This window comes from Streptomyces sp. NPDC024632 (genome assembly GCF_055559175.1).
Window position 1 is genome coordinate 348,060 of sequence record NZ_JBVHLD010000007.1, and the last position, 19,654, is coordinate 367,713.

Consider the following 19,654-nt stretch of genomic DNA (forward strand, 5'->3'; position numbering starts at 1 on the left):
GATGCGCGACGAGCGACGACGTGGTGCCCCCGTACCCCCTCCCCCCCCCCCCCCCCCCCCCCCCCCCCCCCCCCCCCCCCCCCCCCCCCCCCCCCCCCCCGGCCAGCCCCCACGTACAGCCCCCACGTACAGCCCCCACGTACAGCCCCCACGTACAGCGCACCCGTCCAGCCCACACGCCCAGACCACACGTACAGCGCACATGAACGCAGCACTTGAAGAGCGCACGTGAACGCAGCACATGTACGCAGCCGAGCGGTACCGAGTCGGAGGAGCAGTCATGTCGGCAGAGGGACAGCGGGTCGCTCTCGTCACCGGGGCCACCAGCGGAATCGGGCTCGCCGTCACCAGGGCGCTGGCCGCACAGGGACACCAGGTGTTCATCTGCGCGCGGACGCCCGAGAGCGTGGAAGTGACCGTCAAGGAACTACGGGACGAGGGCCTGGACGTCGACGGCACCGCCTGCGACGTCAAGTCGGGCGACGACATCAAGGCGTTCGTGCTCGCCGCCGTGGAGCGGTACGGGCCGGTCGACGTCCTGGTCAACAACGCGGGCCGCAGCGGCGGCGGCGTCACCGCCGACATCGACGACGAGCTGTGGTTCGACGTCGTCAACACCAACCTCAACAGCGTCTTCCTGATGACGCGCGAGGTGCTCAACACCGGCGGCATGCGGTACCGCGACCGCGGCCGGATCATCAACATCGCCTCCACCGCGGGCAAGCAGGGCGTGGTGCTCGGCGCCCCGTACTCCGCCTCCAAGCACGGCGTCGTCGGCTTCACCAAGGCCCTGGGCAACGAGCTGGCGCCGACCGGGATCACGGTCAACGCGGTCTGCCCCGGCTACGTCGAGACGCCGATGGCCGCGCGGGTCCGGCAGGGCTACGCGGCGGCCTACTCGACCACCGAGGGCGAGATCCTCCAGAAGTTCCAGTCCAAGATCCCGCTCGGCCGCTACTCCACGCCCGAGGAGGTCGCGGGCCTGGTCGGCTACCTGGCCACCGACACCGCGGCGTCGATCACCGCGCAGGCCATCAACGTGTGCGGCGGCCTCGGCAACTTCTGATCCGCCGCCACCGACCCCGTCCTACGACGTCCGACTCGCGTGAGGGGAACGAGAATGACGCAGACTGGCCACCGCGAGGTGGAGCACGAGATCACGGTGAACGCCCCGGCCGCCGCGGTGTACCGGCTGATCGCCGAGGTGGAGAACTGGCCGCGGATCTTCCCGCCGACCGTTTTCGTCGACCATGTGGAGCGCTCGGAGAACGAGGAGCGCATCCGCATCTGGGCCACCGCCAACGGCGCGGCCAAGAACTGGACGTCGCGCCGCGTCCTGGACCCGCGGGCGCTGCGGATCGAATTCCGCCAGGAGGTCTCGGCGCCGCCGGTCGCGGCGATGGGCGGCACCTGGGTGATCGAGCCCGTGTCCGACACCGAGTCGCGGGTGCGGCTGCTGCACGACTACCGCGCCATCGACGACAAGCCGGACGATCTCGCCTGGATCGACGAGGCCGTGGACCGCAACAGCCGCTCCGAGCTGGCCGCGCTCAAGACCAACGTCGAACTGGTCGTCGGCTCCGCGGACGAACTCCTGCTGTCCTTCGCCGACACCGTCCACATCGACGGATCGGCCAAGGACGTCTACGACTTCATCAACGAGGCGCAGCTCTGGAAGGAGCGGCTGCCGCACGTGGCGCGGGTCTCGCTGGAGGAGGAGACGCCGGGACTGCAGATCCTGGAGATGGACACCCTCACCAAGGACGGCTCCTCGCACACCACCAAGTCGGTGCGCGTGACCTTCCCGCACAGCAGGATCGTCTACAAGCAGATCACCCTGCCCGCGCTGATGACGCTGCACACCGGCTACTGGCTGTTCGAGGAGGAGGGCGACGGCGTCGCCGCCACCTCCCAGCACACCGTGGTGATCAACACCGCGAACATCACCAAGATCCTCGGCCCGGACGCCGGGGTCGCCGAGGCGCGCGCCTTCGTGCAGAACGCGCTGAGCACCAACAGCCGGGCCACCCTGGGCCACGCCAAGGACTACGCCGAGGGCCGGCGCTGAGATGGACACCGACGTCATCATCGTCGGCGCGGGGCCTGTCGGCCTGATGCTGGCCGGTGAACTCCGGCTCGGCGGAGCCCGGGTGACGGTTCTGGAGCGGCTCGCCGCCCCCACCACCGAGTCCCGGGCGTCGACCCTGCACGCCCGCACGATGGAACTCCTCGACCAGCGCGGCCTGTTGGAGACGCTGGGCACGCCGCCCAACGAGCCGATGGGCCACTTCGGCGGTCTGCCGCTCGACCTGAGCGAGCCGACCACCCGCTACCCCGGCCAGTGGAAGGTCCCGCAGGCCCGGGTCGAGGAGCTGCTCGCGGAGTGGGCCACGGGGCTGGGCGCGGAGGTCAGGCGCGAGCACGAACTGCTCGGCCTGACCACGGGCGACGGCGGCGACGAAGGTGACGTGGGCGCGGAAGGCGTGGAGGTCGAGGTCGCCACCCCGGACGGTGTCACCCGTCTCACCGCCGGCTATCTGGTCGGCTGTGACGGCGAGGAGAGCACCGTACGGCGGCTGGCGGGCTTCGACTTCCCCGGCTCCGACGCCACCAAGGAGCTGCTGCGCTGCGACGTGCTGGGGCTCGACATCCCCAACCGCCGCTTCCAGCGGCTCCCGAACGGGGTGGCCATCGCGGCCACGCGGGACGGCGTCACCCGCGTCATGGTGCACGAGTTCGGCCGCGAGGTGCGGCCGAGGACCGCGGAACCCGAGTACGCCGAGATCGCGGCCGTGTGGGCCAGGGTCACCGGTGAGGACATCACCCACGGCACCCCGACCTGGCTGAACGCCTTCGGCAACACCAGCCGCCAGGCGGCCTCGTACCGCCGGGGCCGGGTGCTGCTCGCCGGGGACGCCGCCCACCGGCAGATGCCGGTCGGCGGCCAGGCGCTCAACCTCGGGCTCCAGGACGCGGCCAACCTCGGCTGGAAGCTGGCCGCGCGGGTCACCGGGCGCGTGCCCGACGGGCTGCTGGACACGTACCACACCGAGCGGCACGCGGTCGGGCGACGGGTGCTGGCCAACATCGAGGCGCAGACCGTCATCCTCTTCGGCGGTCCCGAGACCGGGGCGGTCCGCGGCACCGCCGCCGAACTCCTCACCCGCACCTCGGTCGTCCGCGGCCACCTCGCCGGCATGATCAGCGGCCTCGACATCCGCTACGGCGATCCCGACGCCGACACTCACCCCGACGCGGCCGGTGAGTTGACCGGCCGCCGCGTGCCCCACATCGCGCTGACGACCGCGGACGGGCCCACCGGCACCACCGAGCTGCTGCGGCCCGGCCGCGGCGTGCTGCTCGACCTGTCGGGCGACACCAGGCGCCGGGCCACGCTGGGCAGGGCCGCCGAGGGCTGGGCGGGCCGGGTCGACGTGGTGTCGGCGCGCCCGGTGCCCGGCACGCTCCTCGACGGGCAGAAGACCGTACTGCTGCGGCCCGACGGACACATCGCCTGGTCGGCGCCGCGCGCGGCCGACCCGGCTCCGGCGCTGCGGCGCTGGTTCGGCGCCGAGGACGTCCCCCGGGTCCCCGTCACGCCGATCGCGGCTCCACGGACGGCCGTTGCGGAGACGGCGGCGCCCCAGGCAACTGCCCCTCAGGCAACTGCCCCTCAGGCAACCGCGCCCCAGGCGAGCGCCGTAAAGGCAGCCGCACCGAGACCGGCCGCCCCGAAGCCGCCCGTCCGCACCTGTGACGTCCTGATCGTCGGCGCGGGTCTGGCCGGTTCGGTGAGCGCGGCGATCCTCGCCCGGCAGGGCAAGAGCGTCGTGCTGGTCGACTCCCAGACGCATCCGCGGATGGCGATCGGCGAGTCGATGACCCCGCAGCTCATCGAGTGGCTGCACATCCTCGCTGTACGGTTCGACCTGCCCGAACTGCTGCATCTGCTGGACCACCGGTCGGTCACCGAGCACATCGGCCCGACCCACGGGAAGAAGCAGAGCTTCGGCTTCGTCAAGCACGACAAGGGCCAGGAACCGGACCCGCGGGAGACGACGATGTTCGTCATCCCCAAGGCGCTCACCCAGGCCAGCCACCTGTTCCGGCAGGACACCGACGCGTACTACTTCCACGTCGCGGCCAAGTACGGCGCCACGACGCGGCAGCACTGGCGGCTGTCCGACCTGGACTTCGACGACGACGGCGTCACCGTCACCGGGCAGAACGGCGAGGTCTTCAGGGCCCGCTACCTCATCGACGCCAGCGGCCACCGGTCGCTGCTCGCCGAGAAGTTCGGCCTGCGGGAGCAGCCCGCGCGCTTCAAGCACCACTCGCGGTCGCTGTTCACGCACTACATCGGCGTCAAGCCGTTCGACGACGTCAGCCACCACCCGGAGAGTCTGCGACCGCCCAAGAACGCGCCCTGGAGCGGCGGTACGCTCCACCACCTGATCGAACGCGGCTGGTTCTGGATCATCCCGTTCAACAACCACAAGGGCGCGGCCAATCCGGTCACCAGCGTCGGCCTCACCATGGACGAGCGGGTCTACCCGCGGCCCCGTGACATCAGCCCCGAGCAGGAGTTCACCCGCTTCCTCGACCAGTACCCGGCGGTGAAGCGGCAGTTCGAGGGCGCCACGCGGGTGCGCGAGTGGGTCTCCACCGACCGGCTCCAGTACAGCTCGAAGGAGTCGATCGGCTACCGCTGGTGCCTGATGTCGCACGCGGCCGGCTTCCTCGATCCGCTGTTCTCGCGCGGCCTGTCCAACACCTTCGAGGTCGTCCACTCGCTCATGACCCGGCTGCTGCCCGCCCTGGACGACGACGACTTCGCGGTCGAACGCTTCGGTTACGTCGACCGGTTGGAGCGCGGCCTGCTGCACTACAACGACGAGCTGGTGAACAGCGCGTACATCTCCTTCGGCCACTTCCGGCTGTGGAACGCGGTGTTCCGGGTCTGGGGCGGCTTCGCCACTCCCGGTGTGATGCGGCTGGCCCGCGCGCGGATCAACTTCACGCTCACCGGCGACCCCGCGCACCTGGACGCCCTGGAGGACGCGCCGTATCCGGGCCTGTGGTGGCCGGAGCCGGCCGTCCGGGAGATCGTCGACCTCACCGCGGAGACCTGCGAGAAGTACGAGGCCGGGCAGATCGACGGCGACCGCGCCGCGGACATCATCTTCGACCGGCTCCGCCGCTGCGAGCTGCTGAACCCGGCCTTCGGCTGGCGCGACCCCGAGGACACCCGGCTGATCACCCCGACCACGGCGACGATGGCGAAGTTCATGTACTGGGCCGTGCGCAAGGCCCCGCCGCAGATGCGGGACCTCGGCTCCGCCCTGCTGTCCGGCACGGTCCGCGCGGGCGTCAAGGGCAAGAAGGTCCTCTGAGCAGACGGCCTTGCGACGAAGCGACGCGTTCCGACACAGAAGTCCTGAGAACACCGGATCTCGCGAAAGGGCACCACACATGCAGACCACCCCGAAGCCCATGGAGGACTCGATGGCCGAGCCGATGGGTGACACCTCGGTGATCCAGGACACCGAGGCGCTGTCGTCCTTCAGGACGACGCGTCCTGACCAGGGTCTGGACGCGGGCCCGATCACGCGGGCCTTCATGCGCGTCAACGTCTACATCTACTCCAAGCCGCCGAAGAAGGTGCAGAAGTCGCTCAGCAAGGGCGCGCTCAATGTGCACATCTGGCTGTACGAGCGGTCCAACGGCCGCATCGGCGGCAAGATGGGCAACCTCGACGCGCTGCTGCTGCACACGCTGGGCCGCAAGACCGGCAAGGAGCGTGTCGTGCCGGTCGGTTACATCTACGAGCGCGGCTTCTTCTACGCGGTCGCCGTGCCCGGCCACTTCGACATCCCCGGCGGCCCCAAGGGCCTGCACCCGGCCTGGTACCTCAACTTGAAGGCCACGCCCGAGGTGACCATCAACATCGGCCGCGAGCAGATCGTCGCCCTCGCCGAGACCCTGTCGGGCCCCGAGCGGGACCGGATCTGGGCGAAGTACTCCGAAGTCCTGCCGTTCATCAACGAGTTCCAGAACCGGGCCAGCCGCCTGCTCCCGGTGGTGAAGTTCACCCCGAAGGACATGCTGGCGGCGGTGGCGCCGTCGGACGGCGAGACGGACGCCGTACGGTGAGCGCCGCCGGGCCGCGGGCGGGTCGGTCCGGGCCGCCCGCCGCGCGGGGAGCGAGCCCGCTGCGGACGGCGGTCACGGTCGGTACGCTGGCCGCCAACTTCCTCGCCGTCACCAAGAAGATCCGCAGGGCGAACGGGTCGCCGCACGCCATCGACCACATCGACCTGATCGCGAGCATCACCACCTTCGTCGTCCTCGCCGTCCGGGCGCGGCAGGGACGGGAGTCCGGGGGCGGCTGACCGCCCGTCCGCCCGCCCGGGCCGAAGAACCGTCTGAAGGAGAACCCCTCGTGACCGGTACCGCACCGACCTCTGATCTCACCGGCTGGCGCGCGGCCCCGTTCACGGGAGCCGGGCTCACCCACGACGTGTACGAGAAGGGCGCGGGGCCGGGAGTGGTGCTCGTCCCGGAGATTCCGGGCATGACGCCCGAGGTGCTGGGCCTGGCGGACCACCTGGTCGACCAGGGCTTCACCGTGGCGATGCCGTCGCTGTTCGGACGGCCCGGACGTAAGAACTCCACGCCCTACACGCTGTCCACCGTCGCCAAGCTGTGCGTGTCCGCCGAATTCCGGGCCTTCGCCGTCGACGCGCGGCGGCCGGTCGCGGACTACCTCAGGGCGCTGGTACGGGATCTGGCCGCGCGAACCCCCGGGCCCGGTGTCGGCATCGTCGGCATGTGCTTCACCGGCGGGTTCGCGCTGGCCGCCGCGGTGGAGGACGTGGTGCTCGCGCCGGTCGTCGCCCAGCCCGCGGTGCCGTTCCCGGTCAGCGCCAAGCGGTCCGCGGACCCCGGCCTCTCGCGGGGCGAGCTGGACACGGTGGTGAGCCGTACCAAGAACAGCGGACTGTGCGTGCTGGGCATGCGCTTCAGCGGGGACAGCGCGTCCCCGCGGGCCAGGTTCGACACCCTGCGGCGCAGTCTCGGCGACGCCTTCGAGGTGATCGAACTGGACTCCTCGAAGGGCAACGAGGGCGGCTTCCCCAAGGGAGCCCACCCCGTACTGACCGAGGAGATGCGCGAGATCCCCGGACACCCGGCGTACGCCGCGCGGGAGCGGGTCGTGAGCTTCCTGCGGGAGCGTCTGGCGCCCGCGGCCCTCTAGGGCCCGTCCGGCGGACCGGCCCCCGCGGCCGGGACTCGCGGACCTCCTCGGTGACGGTTGCGTCTCGACCGCCCCACCGATGTCACACCCACGGCCCCCGCTCACCTCTTGGGGGGCAAGGGGCTGTGGGTCGTGCAACGCCGTGCGGCCCGACGCGCGCGGCAAGGAGGAACCGTGAACAAATGGCGTGGTAATCCGTGGGTCATTCTGGCGATCCTGTCCTTCGGATTCTTCATGACCCTGCTCGACCTGACGATCGTGAACATCGCGATCCCCGACATGGTGGACAGCCTCGACGCGTCCCTCGACCAGATCCTGTGGGTCGTCAACGCGTACACCCTCGGGCTCGCCGTCCTGCTGATCACCGCCGGCCGGCTCGGTGACCTCGTCGGCAAGAAGAACCTGTTCATCGCGGGTGTGGCGCTGTTCACCCTGGCGAGTCTCGCCTGCGGACTCTCCCAGTCCCCGACCCAGCTCATCATCTTCCGGGCGATCCAGGGCATCGGCGCGGCACTGCTGCTGCCGCAGACCCTGTCCATGATCGCGGACGTGTTCCCCGACGAGAAGCGCGGTGTCGCGCTCGGCATCTGGGGCACGGTCGCGGGCCTGGCGTCGGTCGCGGGACCGAGCCTGGGCGGCCTGCTGGTCACCAAGCTCAACTGGCGCTGGATCTTCTACGTCAACGTGCCGATCGGTGTGCTGGCGATCATCGCCTCGTTCATGTTCATGCCGTCCGCGGCGCGTACGGTGCGGCACCGCTTCGACATCCCCGGCGTCGTCCTGACCACCATCGCCCTGTTCCTGCTCGCCTTCGGTCTGATCGAGGGCCAGAAGTACAGTTGGAACGGCGCGATCTGGGGCACGATCGCGGCCGGTGTCGTGGTGCTGGCGATCTTCCTGGTCTACCAGCGCGGTCAGCAGGACAACGAGCCGCTGGTGCCGTTCGTGCTGTTCAAGGACCGCAACTTCTCGGTGGTCAACTTCGTCGGTATCGCCGTCTCGTTCGGCGTCGTCGGCCTGCTGCTGCCGCTGACCATCTACCTCCAGTCGGTGCTCGGCTTCAGCGCGCTGAAGGCCGGTGGCGTGCTGGTGCCGATGGCGGTCGGCTCGATGCTCACCGCCGGGCCCTCCGGTGTGCTGGCCGAGAAGTTCGGCGGCAAGTACATCCTGATGGGCGGTCTGCTCGCGTACATCGGCGGTGTCTTCTGGATCGTGCGGACCGTCGAGGTCGGCCAGAGCTGGACCGGGCTGATCGCGCCGGTCGTGATCGTCGGCGCCGGTATGGGCTGCACCTTCACGCCGATGGCCACCGAGGTCATGCGCAATGTGCCGCCCAAGCTCACCGGCGCCGCGTCCGGCGTCAACAACGCGCTGCGGCAGGTCGGTTCGGTCATGGCGGGCGCCGTCATCGGCGCGGTGCTCCAGAACCAGCTCGCCTCCTCCCTCAAGGACCAGGCGGCGCAGCGCGCGGGCGCCGTGCCGTCCGACTACCGCGCCGGTTTCCTGAAGAACTTCGACAACGCGGGCAAGCACCTCGAGGTCGGCGGCCAGTCGAGCAGCGCCATGAAGTTCCCGTCGAACGTGCCCGCCGACATCGCCCACCGCATCCAGGACACCGCCGCGGCGGTCTTCGGGCACGGCTTCGTCGACGCCATGAAGCCGACCATGTACGTGCCGATGGCCGTGCTGTTCGTCGGTGTGATCGCCTGCCTGATCATCGTCGGGCCGAAGAAGTCGGCCACGCCGGAGTCGGGTGCGGCCGTTCCCGGTCAGACGGACGGCGCGGGGTCTCCCGCGGCGGATTCGGCGGCCGATTCCGGAGCCGCCCACCGGTAGACCGCCCCTCGGGAAAGCCCTCCATCGGCAAGCTCCCGCGGTTCTCCGAGTAGCCCTTTAGGGAGGGGTGAGTTGCCCTTTAGGGAGGGGTCGGGAGAGTCCGGACAATAACACCGGCGGCACTCGCGTCACTTCCGGTACACCATTACCGGGGTTGACACCGAGTGTCGCCGCGTGTCACGCTTTATTGGGCAGTAGAAGTATGCCCAATTGCGGTTTGACGCCGGCGGACCACCGCCGCGACGCCGCCACGTCTCACATCTTGGTCACCTCTTCTCGATCGCCGGGCCGACCCATCGGGGTCGGCCCGGCGATTGTTTTGCACGCCCTTTTTCAGATGCCCGCGTGTGCCCTGGGAATTCGGCCACACACCCGTCGTTGATTCTCCGCGCCGTCCGCGCCGGAGAGAGAGGGGCGCTCCGTGCCCAGCAAAGCCAAGGAATCCGTTCCGGTGAACAGCGCCTCCAAGACGCAGAACTGCGACGTCCTGATCATCGGGTCGGGCCTCGCGGGTTCGGTGAGCGCGGCGATCCTCGCCCGGCAGGGCAAGAACGTGGTCATGGTGGATGCCGCGACCCATCCCCGGATGGCGATCGGCGAGTCGATGACCCCGCAACTCATCGAGTGGCTGCACATCCTGGCGGTGCGCTTCGACGTACCGGAGATCAAGCACCTGCTGGACGTCAAGGCCGTCACCAAGAACATCGGCCCGACCCACGGCAAGAAGCAGAGCTTCGGTTTCATCAAGCACGAGAAGGGCCAGGAGCCCGACCCGCGCGACGCCACGATGTTCGTCATTCCCAAAGCGCTCACCGAGGCCGGTCACCTGTTCCGGCAGGACACCGATATGTACTTCTTCAACGTGGCGGCCAAGTACGGCACCACGACGCGGCAGAACTGGCGGGTCGCCGACCTGGACTTCGACGACTTCGGAGTGACGGTCACGGGGCAGAACGGCGAGGTCTTCCGGGCCCGTTACCTGATCGACGCGAGCGGCTTCCGCTCCCTGCTGGCCGAGAAGTTCGACCTGCGCGAGAAGCCCGCGCGCTTCAAGCACCACTCCCGGTCGATGTTCACCCACTACATCGGCATCAAGCCGTTCGACGAGGTCAGCCACCACCCGGAGAGCCTGCGGCCGCCGGCCAGCGCGCCCTGGCACGGCGGCACGCTGCACCACATGATCGAGCGCGGCTGGTTCTGGATCATCCCGTTCAACAACCACAAGGACTCCAAGAACCCGATCACCAGCATCGGGCTCACCATGGACGAGCGGACGTATCCCAAGCCGAAGGACCGCACCCCCGAGGAGGAGTTCCAGGGCTTCCTCGACCAGTACCCGGCGGTGAAGCGGCAGTTCGAGGGCGCCACGCGGGTCCGCGAGTGGGTCTCCACCGACCGGCTCCAGTACAGCTCCAGCAAGTCGATCGGCTACCGCTGGTGCCTGATGTCGCACGCGGCGGGCTTCCTCGACCCGCTGTTCTCGCGCGGTCTGTCCAACACCTTCGAGGTCGTCTACGCCCTGTGCTCCCGGCTGCTGCCCGCCCTGGACGACGACGACTTCGCCAACGAGCGATTCCAGTACGTCGAGGACGTCGAGCGCGGCCTGCTGCACTTCAACGACGAACTGGTGAACAGCTCCTACATCTCCTTCAGCCACTTCCCGCTGTGGAACGCGGTGTTCCGTGTCTGGGGCTCCTATCTCACGCCTGGCGCGCTGCGGTTGATCCGGGCGCGGGCGCGGTATGAGGAGAGCGGCGACGTGAAATGGCTGGACGATTTGGAGAAGACCCCCAATCCGGGTCTTTGGTGGCCGAACAGCCCGGATTTCAAGCAAACCGTCGAAATCATGGCGGAGGCCTGCGAGAAGTACGAGGCCGGTGACATCGACGGCGACGCGGCGGCCAAGCTGATCATGGACAGTCTCCGTGCTTCGGATGAACTCAACCCCGTTTTCGGATGGGAGGACCCAGAAATCAAATTCGTGTACCCGACCACCGCGATGATGGCTAAGTTCATGTACTGGGCCAACTTCAAGGCTCCGGGCGAGATGCGCGAACTGGGTCGCGACATGGTAAGCGGAATTGTGCGGTCCGGTCTGCGTGGGCAGAAGTTCGTCTGACCCCGCCCGGCAATTTCCATCTGACCGAAAGTTGAACAGCACCATGATCAGTCGCAGAAAAGTCCTCGGTGCGGGCGCGACCGCGGTGGCTCTGTCAGGACTTGGGGCCACCGCCGGTTTCGCCGGCAGCGGGGCACCCTGGAGTCAGTTGCGCGCGCACCTCCAGGGCCGGCTCGTCCTGCCGACCGACTCCGGTTACACGACGGCGAAGCAACTCGACCTGCAACAGTTCGACGTGATCAACCCGCAGGCCGTCGCCTACTGCGTCAGCGCCGCCGATGTGGCGCTGACCCTGAAGTTCGCGCAGGACAACTGCATACCCTTCGCCGTGCGCAGCGGAGGGCACAGCGGCGGCGGGTACTCCACGAGCACCGGCCTGGTGATCGACGTCTCCGGGCTCAACTCCATATCCGTCGGCCAGAACACGGTGACCGTCGGCACCGGCGTCCAGGGCGTCGACGCCATCGACGCGCTCGCGCCGCACGGCAAGGCCATCATCGGCGGCTACTGCCCGACGGTCGCCGTCGGCGGCTTCTACCAGGGCGGCGGCCTGGGCGTGCTCACCCGCTCCTACGGCGTCGGCTCCGACCGGATCGCCTCGGCGAAGGTGGTGCTCGCCAACGGCGACGTCGTCACCGCCTCACCCACCCAGAACCGGGACCTCTACTGGGGCATACGCGGCGGTGGCGGCGGCAACTTCGGCGTCGTCACCTCGTACGACATCACCACCGTCAACGTCTCGCAGCTCGCCGTGGTCAATCTGAACTGGACCTTCGACAAGGCCGCCGACGTCCTGGACGGGTACGCGCGCTGGTCCGTGAACGCGCCCCGCACGCTCAGCGGCGGCGCCTTCCTCCAGCTCTTCGACGCCTCGCCGGGCGCGCCGGTCAACGTCATGGTCTTCGTCGCCTCCACCGGCACCACGGCCGAACTCACCAGTGAGGTCGCCCGGTTGGTGGCGCTGACCGGGGCACCGGCCAGCCAGACGCCCGCGAGCGTCGTGCCGTACCAGCCGCTGATGATGGGCTTCTTCCGGTGCGCGGCCGATGTGACCGCCTGCCACCGGGCCGACACCACGCCCGGCGGCACGCTTCCCCGGTCGGCGTTCGGCCTCCAGCGCAGCCGGTTCTTCAACCGGCTGCCGTCGCGCAGCGTGTGGGACAACGCGGCGGCGCTCTTCGAGACCCTGCGGGTACCCGGCCAGGCGCACCTCATGGAAGTGCTCCCGCTGGGCGGGGCGGTGAGGGATTTACGCCGTACCGACACCGCGTTCGTCCACCGCGACGCGCTGTTCACGGTGAACTTCCTCGTCGACATCGGGTCCCCCGACGCCGCCGACTCCGCGGGCAGGGCGGCGGGTCAGGCGTTCGTCGACAGCGGCTTCCGCGTCATCGACCGGCAGTCCTCCGGCGAGACCTACCAGAACTTCATCGACCCGGAACTGCCCGACTGGCGGCAGGCGTACTACGCCGAGAACTACCCGCGGCTGTCCGCCGTGAAGCACCGCTACGACCCGCACGGCGCCTTCAGGTTCGCCCAGAGCATTCGCTAGGGGCCTGACGGCGACACAGCGACATCCCTCTCACGACAGCGGGGTGGCCACGGACTTCCGTGCCACCCCGCTGTCGTGCGTCCGGACACCGCCCCGACGCGTACCGCTCGAGTCCGCATCTCCCAGCCGCTCCCGTCCCCGGAGGACTGCGATGACAAGCATCGCGCTGCACAGCCTCGCGCCCCACAACGACCTCCAGGTCGCCACCATGCTGGCGGGCATCGCCTTCGTCCTGCTGGTCGGAGTGCTGCTCGGCACTCTCGCCAAGCGGGTCCGCCAGCCCGCGGTGATCGGCGAGATCCTCGCCGGCATCGCGCTCGGCCCCAGCCTGCTCGGGCTGCTGCCCGGCGACCTGTCGCACAAGCTGTTCCCCGCCGACGTACGGCCGCTGCTGTCCGCGGTCTCCAACGTCGGCCTGATGCTCTTCATGTTCATGGTGGGCTGGGAGTTCGAGAAGCGGATGCTGCGTCCGCACCGCGGTCTGGCCGCGTCGGTCTCGCTCTCCTCTGTCGCCTGCGCCTTCGGACTCGGCGTCGCGGTGGCCGCGCTGCTCTACCCGCACCACAACACGGTGGCCGGGCACCACATCTCCTTCGTCACCTTCTCCACGTTCATGGGCGCGGCCATGTCGGTGACGGCCTTCCCCGTACTCGCCCGGATCCTCACCGACAACCGGCTCACCCACTCGCGGGTCGGCACCCTCGCCCTGGCCAGCGCCGCCGTGGACGACATCCTCGCCTGGTGCATGCTGGCGTACGTCTCCGCGCTGGTCACCTCCAGCGGCGCCGGTGACCTCTTCCAGGTGCTCGGCCTGAGCGCGGCCTACGTGCTCGGCATGTTCGTCCTCGTGCGGCCCGCCCTGGCCGCGGTGGTCAGGTTCTTCAGCGAACGCCAGCAGTGGCGGGCCCTGTTGGTGGTCATGGCGGCCGGTACCTTCCTGTCGTCCTACCTGACGACCTGGATCGGCATCCACGGCATCTTCGGCGCCTTCCTCTTCGGCTTCATCATGCCGCGCGAGCCCGCGCTCCAGCTCGCCGAGCACCTGCGCAAGCCGCTCGACCACGTCAGCCTGATCCTGCTGCCGGTGTTCTTCATCGTCACCGGCCTCGGCGTCGACATCAACGGCCTGCACGCCCGGCAGTACCTGGAACTGTCCGCGATCCTGGTCGTCGCCTGCGCGGGCAAGCTGCTCGGCGCGATGGTGCCCGCCCGGCTGTTCGGCCTGTCCTGGCGGGAGTCCAGGGCGCTCGGCCTGCTGATGAACACCCGAGGGCTGACCGAGCTGATCATCCTCAACACCGCCGTCCAACTCGGCGTCCTGGACAGCCAGATGTTCACCATGATGGTGATCATGGCGCTGGTCACGACCGCGCTGGCCGGTCCGCTGCTGCCCAAGAGCAGCGAGCTGATGGCCACTTCGACGGTGGGCGTCGAGGTCGGCGAGGCGGAGGCGGCGGGCAAGGCCGGGGCGGGGGCCGGCGCCGGGGCCGCGGCCGCGGGCGAGAAGGGGCGCTCGTGAGCGCGCCCTCCGATCAGGTGCTGCACCAGCCGGAGCCGGTGGAGGGCAGGCTGCTGCGCAATGTGTGCGGCCTGTTCGTCACCGGCGTCACCGTCATCACCAGCGGCGCGGAAGGGCGTTCGGAGGGAACGACGGTCAACTCGTTCACCTCCGTCTCGCTCGACCCGCCGCTCGTGCTGTTCTGCCTGCACAAGGAGTCGCGGCTGCGCGCGGTCATCGACGAGGCCGGCTCCTTCGTGGTGAATTTCCTGTCGGGGCCGCAGGAGCCGCTGGCCCGCGCCTTCGCGGGCAAGGACACCTCGGCGGTCAAGGACGTGCCCCACCACCACTCGGCCGAGGGCATGCCGGTGCTCAGCGAGGCACTGGCCTTCCTGGCCTGCCGTCTGGACAAGGAGTTCGACGGCGGCGACCACACCATCTTCGTCGGCCGCGTCGTCGAACTCGGCGTGCCCCGCGAGTACCAGGAACCGCTCATCTTCTTCCGCGGCTCCCTGGGCGCGCTGGAGGAGGAGCCGCGGGGAGCGCACCCGATCTTCGACGGCTGAGCGGACCCGCACGTCAGCCATCCACGTCACGTCACGTCACGCACCGCCCATGACGACGAGAGGACACACCATGGCGTTCGCATTCGAGGCCGTCGACCCGAAGGTCTCCTTCGAGACCCAGCTCCAGCAGGAGGACTCGGGCACCGTCGTACTCATCAACACCCTTGTCGTGCCCGAGGGGCAGATGGACAAGACCCTGGAGAGCTGGGCGCTCGACGCCGCCTACATGAAGTCCTGTGACGGCTGCATCTCCACCCAGCTCCACCGCGGCACCGCGGGCAGCAACACCCTGGTCAACATCGCGATCTGGGAGTCGACCTCCTCGCTGCTCGCGGCCTTCATGTCGGCCGAGTTCCAGGAGAAGGCCGGCGCCTACCCCGACGGTCTGCTCGCGCGGCCGTTCATCGCGGAGAAGGTCGCCGTCCAGGGGATCTGCGTGGCCTAGGGCCTGTCCGCCGACCCGGCCACCGCGCATCAGTGAGGAGCTCTTCGATGAGTGCGATCAGCATCGCCGCGGAAACCGTCGATCCCCTTCCGCAGCACACACTGCTGGTGTTCCTGCTCCAGATCGGCGCCCTGCTCGTCCTGGCACTCGTGCTGGGACGGCTGGCGAGCAGGCTCGGCATGCCGACCGTCGTCGGAGAACTGGCCTCGGGCGTCTTACTCGGGCCCTCGCTCCTGCTGCACGTGGCGCCGGGCCTGTCCGGCTGGCTCTTCCCCCGCGACCCCACCCAGATGCACCTGCTGGACGCCGTCGGGCAGCTCGGCGTGCTGCTGCTCGTCGGCTTCACCGGCATGCACCTGGACCTGAAGGTGGTCCGCAGACAGGGCGGCAAGGCGGCGGGCGTCAGCGCCGCCGCCCTGCTGCTGCCCCTGGCGCTCGGCGTGTGGCTCGGTTACGCGCTGCCGGGTGAACTGCGGCCGGGCGACGCCGATCCGGCGATCTTCGCCTGGTTCGTCGGCGTCGCCATGTGCGTCAGCTCGATCCCGGTGATCGGCCGGGTGCTGGTCGACATGAAGCTGATCCACCGCAACGTCGGCCAGATGATCCTGGTCGTCGGCACCATCGACGACGCCGTGGGCTGGCTGCTGGTCTCCGTCGTCACCGCGATGGCCACCACCGGGGTCGGCGCGGGCGAGATCGCCACCCCGCTGTGGCACCTCGCCGTCGTCATCGTCGTCCTGCTGACCGGCGGCCGGTGGCTGGTCGGCTGGGTGCTGCGCTGGGCCGAGCGCTCCGGTTCGCGCGGCGTGACCATCTCCGCCACCGTCATCCTGCTCGTCCTGTCGGGTGCGGGCGCCCAGGCGCTCGGTTTCGAGGCGGTGTTCGGCGCCTTCCTGTGCGGCATCCTGATCGGCTCGCGCGGTACGGACGCGCAGGCACGGCAGTTGGAGCCGCTGAACGCCACCGTGCTGTCCTTCCTGTCCCCGCTGTTCTTCGCGCTCGCCGGGCTGCGGATCGACCTGACGTCGCTGACGCGTCCGAAGATCGCGCTGTGGGGACTGGCCGCGCTGGCGATCGCCGTCGCCGGGAAATTCCTCGGCGCCTTCATCGGCAGCGCCTTCAGCCGCCTCACCCGCTGGGAGGCCCTGGCGCTCGGCGCCGGGATCAACGCGCGCGGGGTGATCCAGGTGGTCATCGCCGTGGTCGGCGTACGGCTCGGCCTGCTGACCACCGCGATGTACAGCATCATCGTGCTGATCGCGATCCTCACTCCGCTGATGGCGCCGCCGATCCTGCGGGTCGCGATGAAGCGGATCGAGAGCACGGCGGACGAGGAACTGCGCGAGCAGCGGGTACTGGCCCTGCAAGGGGTGCCCGAGGGGGGTACGGACGGGCGTCCTGACGAACTCGCCGACGCACGCGCGGACGGTCTGCCCGACGGACTCACCGACGGGTTCGCGGACGCCGGAGAATCCGATCCGGCCGCCGATACCCCCGTCACCCAGGAACGCGGCGTCCCGGTCCACCCCACGTGACATGCCCCACGTGGGGAGGGCCGGGACAGCCGCTCGGCTCAGCCCGCCCGCGGACCGGACTCGTCGCGGCCGTCGCGGCCGTCGTCGCCGGGCTCGATCGCCTTCCTCGGCTCGGCGGCCTCGATCTGTCCGGCGGCCGCGTCCTCGTCCCCGTCGTCCAGACCGTCCAGCCGTACGCGGGAGAGCTTGTCCGGGTTGGTGACCAGATAGATGTCGGTGACCTGGTCGTTGCTCGGGTTGAGGTCCATGACCATGACCGCGTAGGGGGAGTCGCCGGAGAAGACCACGGCGGACGGGTCGCCGTTGACGTGCCGGTAGCGGATGTCGAGGGCTTCCGGCAGCCGGCTGGTGGCGTAACCGTTCAGCAGCCGGGCGACCTTGTCGCGGCCGGTGACCGGGCGCAGCGCGGAGCGGACCTTGCCGCCGCCGTCGGTCCACATCGTCACGTCCGGCGCGAGCAGGCTCATCAGGTCGGCGATGTCGCCGCCGAGCGCGGCGGCCACGAAGCGCTCGGTGACCTGCTGCTGGAGGTGCGGGTCCGCCTGGTAGCGGGGCCGCCTGGCCTGGACGTGTTCGCGGGCCCGGTGCGCGAGTTGGCGAATCGCGGACGGGCTGCGGCCGAGAATTTCGGAGATCTCGGTATGCGCGTAACCGAACACCTCGTGCAACACGAACACCGCGCGTTCCAGCGGAGTCAGCGTCTCCAGAATGACCAACAGTGCCATGGACACGGATTCGTTGCGCAGCGCGGATTCCGCGGCGTCCGTCGCCTGCGCCGCCTGCGGGGTGTTCCGCGCTTCCGGAATCTGCGTGATCAACGGCTCGGGCAGCCAGGGCCCGATGTACGTCTCGCGGCGGCGGCTGATCGTGGCCTGCCGGGCGAGCGCCTGGTTGACCGCGATCCGCACCAGGTACGCGCGCGGGTTGTCGATCTCCTCGGCGTGCGGCTGGCGGACTCTCCGCGCCCAGGCCAGCCAGGTCTCCTGAAGGACGTCCTCGGTGTCCGAGACGCTGCCGAGCAGGTTGTAGACCACCGAGAACAGTAACTCCCGATGACCCACGAACACCCGTGTGGCGGTGTCGTCGGGCAGCTCCGCCGGGTTGTCGGACATGGTGGGCCTCCCAGTGTGACGCGCGCTCCTGTCACCTGAGATGAAGGGCCCCCGTCCGAGTGTGACATCGGCCGGTAAAGATGTTGCGCTATTACCGACCGCTGTCGTTTTTCTTCTCTCTTTTCTCCGTTCTTTTTCCCCGTGCGAGTCCCTCAAAGAAGGAGCACAGTCATGTCCGTTAAGCGGCGGCTGGCGCGCGTGAACAAGTATTTCGGCAATCGGATCGTCGGCCGGATCCTCCCCGCCATGCCGGGGTTCGGCGCGGTCTACCACAAGGGCCGCAAGTCCGGCCGGGAGTACCGCACGCCGGTCAAGGTCTTCAAGAAGAACGGCCACTTCATCCTGTCCCTCCCGTACGGCGCGGAGTCCGACTGGGTCAAGAACGTGGTGGCCGCGGGCGGTTGTGAGATCAAGACCCGCGGCAAGCGCGTCCCGGTGGTCGCGCCGCAGGTGTACATCGACGACAACCCCGACATCCCCGCCGTGCTGCGCTGGGCGCTCCAGCGGCTGCGCATCGACGAGTTCATCTCGCTGAAGATCGTCGAGACCACGGCGCAGACCGGGACCGGGGTCACGGCCGAGCGCGTCTGAGCACGATCGGTGAAGACGCGTGAGGAGGAGTGATCGCGCATGCCCGCACCGAATTGGCGCGCCTTCGGCCGGGCCGCCGCCCGGTTCTGCGGGGACCGGCTGCTGCGCGCCCTGATCTCGCTGGGCTCGACGACCGTCGGCGTCTCGTCGTCCGAGTGGTGGCGCGGGCGCGGCGAGCACTGGTGGGAGGGCGCGGCGCCCACCGAGGGCTCAGGCCCGCGCGCGGTCGCCGCGGCGGCCCGTCGCAGGCCCGGCGGCCTCGACGATCCCGGCGTGCTGCGCAAGCTGCGGGCGCTGCGCGGCAGCCAGGACCTGCCGGGTCCCGGCGACCCGTACGACGGCTGCCTGGACGCGGCGCCGCGCTGGCACCCGGAGCGCCGCGCGGCCGGCGGCAGGTGAGGACGGCCGGAGGCAGGTGAGGTGAGGTGAGGACGACCGACGGCCGGCCGTCGGCCCGTCAGCGGTCGGCGAGTTCGTCGGTCGCCTCACGTCCCGCCCGCGCCGCGCGGGACAGGAAGTCGGCGATCAGCACCAGTTCGGCGTCGTCGTAGTCCGCGCAGATCACGTCCATCGACTTGTTGAGCCCGGCGAACATCTCGGCCGTCTCGGTCTCGCGCTCCTTGATGACCTGGACGAGGACCGCCCGCCGGTCGCTGGGGTTGGGCGTACGGACCACCCAGCCGCCGCGCTCCAGCCGGTCGAGCACGCCGGTCAGCGTGGCCGGGTGCAGGCCCGCGTGCTTCGACAGCGCGGTCGGTCCGATCGGCCCGAAGCGGCTGACCAGGTCCAGGCACTCCAAGTCGGCGTCGCGCAGGCCCAGATGAGTGCCGACCCGATGGTTCAGCAACGCCATTTGGACGGAGAGATCGCGCAGCGCGTCCTTGATCCTCGTGTTCAGTCGCCTCCGCCGCCGTATTGTCGACGCGGCTCCGGGCAGTGTGGAATCCATACGCAACGTTCCTCGCATCGATAGCACGCGGAGATATGAAACTACCCCAACCCCCGATTCGGTCCGCTGGTCGACCGCTGGAGCCTTCGGCCCCGGTCGGGCGGCGAATATCGGCGGGGTTCAGGCGGACACCCTCTCACAGGTCCTTTACAAACTCGTAGGGCTCTCCCCGAATCCTCCGCGCCTCGCGCGG

17 protein-coding genes are annotated in these 19,654 nt (G+C 69.6%); 15 read left to right on the forward strand and 2 right to left on the reverse strand.

Annotated elements, in window-relative coordinates; all coding sequences use genetic code 11:
• The first annotated feature begins 280 nt into the window (after positions 1 to 280).
• The 13 genes from fabG (at position 281) to ACZ37P_RS17510 (ending at position 16,809) form a co-directional block, all read left to right on the forward strand.
• Positions 281 to 1,066 (forward strand): 3-oxoacyl-ACP reductase FabG, encoded by a 786-nt coding sequence (gene fabG, locus ACZ37P_RS17450; protein ID WP_188280345.1) that lies wholly within the window; start codon positions 281 to 283, stop codon positions 1,064 to 1,066.
• Between the two features lie 54 nt (positions 1,067 to 1,120).
• Entirely contained in the window at positions 1,121 to 2,068 is a 948-nt protein-coding gene (locus ACZ37P_RS17455) for an aromatase/cyclase (RefSeq protein WP_355337074.1), read from the forward strand.
• 1 nt (position 2,069) lies between these two features.
• On the forward strand, positions 2,070 to 5,393 hold the full coding sequence (locus tag ACZ37P_RS17460) for an FAD-dependent monooxygenase (protein WP_467347173.1): 3,324 nt from the start codon (positions 2,070 to 2,072) through the stop codon (positions 5,391 to 5,393).
• Positions 5,394 to 5,472: 79 nt separating this feature from the next.
• Complete coding sequence (locus tag ACZ37P_RS17465) at positions 5,473 to 6,153, forward strand: nitroreductase/quinone reductase family protein (protein WP_355337078.1); 681 nt, start codon at positions 5,473 to 5,475, stop codon at positions 6,151 to 6,153.
• Positions 6,150 to 6,392: a hypothetical protein gene (locus ACZ37P_RS17470; RefSeq protein ID WP_355337080.1), complete on the forward strand. Its 243-nt coding sequence runs from the start codon at positions 6,150 to 6,152 to the stop codon at positions 6,390 to 6,392. The genes ACZ37P_RS17465 and ACZ37P_RS17470 overlap by 4 nt, the downstream gene beginning before the upstream one ends.
• 50 nt (positions 6,393 to 6,442) lie before the next feature.
• Positions 6,443 to 7,258, forward strand: a complete 816-nt coding sequence (locus ACZ37P_RS17475; protein WP_355337082.1) for a dienelactone hydrolase family protein — start codon at positions 6,443 to 6,445, stop codon at positions 7,256 to 7,258.
• 174 nt (positions 7,259 to 7,432) lie between these two features.
• Positions 7,433 to 9,094, forward strand: coding sequence for an MFS transporter (locus ACZ37P_RS17480; RefSeq protein WP_391046837.1), 1,662 nt, complete (start codon positions 7,433 to 7,435; stop codon positions 9,092 to 9,094).
• A 421-nt stretch (positions 9,095 to 9,515) separates the two neighbouring features.
• Positions 9,516 to 11,213 (forward strand): NAD(P)/FAD-dependent oxidoreductase, encoded by a 1,698-nt coding sequence (locus ACZ37P_RS17485; protein WP_391046834.1) that lies wholly within the window; start codon positions 9,516 to 9,518, stop codon positions 11,211 to 11,213.
• Between the two features lie 43 nt (positions 11,214 to 11,256).
• On the forward strand, positions 11,257 to 12,765 hold the full coding sequence (locus ACZ37P_RS17490; RefSeq protein WP_355337088.1) for an FAD-binding oxidoreductase: 1,509 nt from the start codon (positions 11,257 to 11,259) through the stop codon (positions 12,763 to 12,765).
• 151 nt (positions 12,766 to 12,916) lie between these two features.
• Complete coding sequence (locus ACZ37P_RS17495) at positions 12,917 to 14,284, forward strand: cation:proton antiporter domain-containing protein (protein ID WP_467347175.1); 1,368 nt, start codon at positions 12,917 to 12,919, stop codon at positions 14,282 to 14,284.
• Positions 14,281 to 14,829, forward strand: coding sequence for a flavin reductase family protein (locus ACZ37P_RS17500; RefSeq protein ID WP_391046827.1), 549 nt, complete (start codon positions 14,281 to 14,283; stop codon positions 14,827 to 14,829). Before ACZ37P_RS17495 ends, ACZ37P_RS17500 begins: the two co-directional genes overlap by 4 nt.
• A gap of 70 nt (positions 14,830 to 14,899) precedes the next feature.
• Complete coding sequence (locus tag ACZ37P_RS17505) at positions 14,900 to 15,274, forward strand: antibiotic biosynthesis monooxygenase family protein (protein WP_355337094.1); 375 nt, start codon at positions 14,900 to 14,902, stop codon at positions 15,272 to 15,274.
• A gap of 47 nt (positions 15,275 to 15,321) precedes the next feature.
• Positions 15,322 to 16,809: a cation:proton antiporter gene (locus tag ACZ37P_RS17510; protein WP_467347177.1), complete on the forward strand. Its 1,488-nt coding sequence runs from the start codon at positions 15,322 to 15,324 to the stop codon at positions 16,807 to 16,809.
• 38 nt (positions 16,810 to 16,847) lie between these two features.
• On the opposite strand, the gene sigJ is transcribed toward ACZ37P_RS17510, so the two are convergent.
• Positions 16,848 to 17,921 (reverse strand): RNA polymerase sigma factor SigJ, encoded by a 1,074-nt coding sequence (sigJ, locus tag ACZ37P_RS17515; RefSeq protein ID WP_402713107.1) that lies wholly within the window; start codon positions 17,919 to 17,921, stop codon positions 16,848 to 16,850.
• Positions 17,922 to 18,092: 171 nt separating this feature from the next.
• On the opposite strand from sigJ, the gene ACZ37P_RS17520 reads away from it, so the two are divergent.
• Together ACZ37P_RS17520 and ACZ37P_RS17525 are read left to right on the forward strand one after the other, a co-directional pair.
• Positions 18,093 to 18,512, forward strand: coding sequence for a nitroreductase family deazaflavin-dependent oxidoreductase (locus ACZ37P_RS17520; RefSeq protein WP_355337100.1), 420 nt, complete (start codon positions 18,093 to 18,095; stop codon positions 18,510 to 18,512).
• 39 nt (positions 18,513 to 18,551) lie between these two features.
• On the forward strand, positions 18,552 to 18,911 hold the full coding sequence (locus ACZ37P_RS17525) for a hypothetical protein (protein ID WP_391046820.1): 360 nt from the start codon (positions 18,552 to 18,554) through the stop codon (positions 18,909 to 18,911).
• Between the two features lie 58 nt (positions 18,912 to 18,969).
• Here ACZ37P_RS17525 and ACZ37P_RS17530 read toward each other — a convergent pair whose 3' ends face one another.
• Positions 18,970 to 19,461, reverse strand: coding sequence for a MarR family winged helix-turn-helix transcriptional regulator (locus ACZ37P_RS17530; RefSeq protein ID WP_355337104.1), 492 nt, complete (start codon positions 19,459 to 19,461; stop codon positions 18,970 to 18,972).
• Positions 19,462 to 19,654 lie beyond the last annotated feature (193 nt).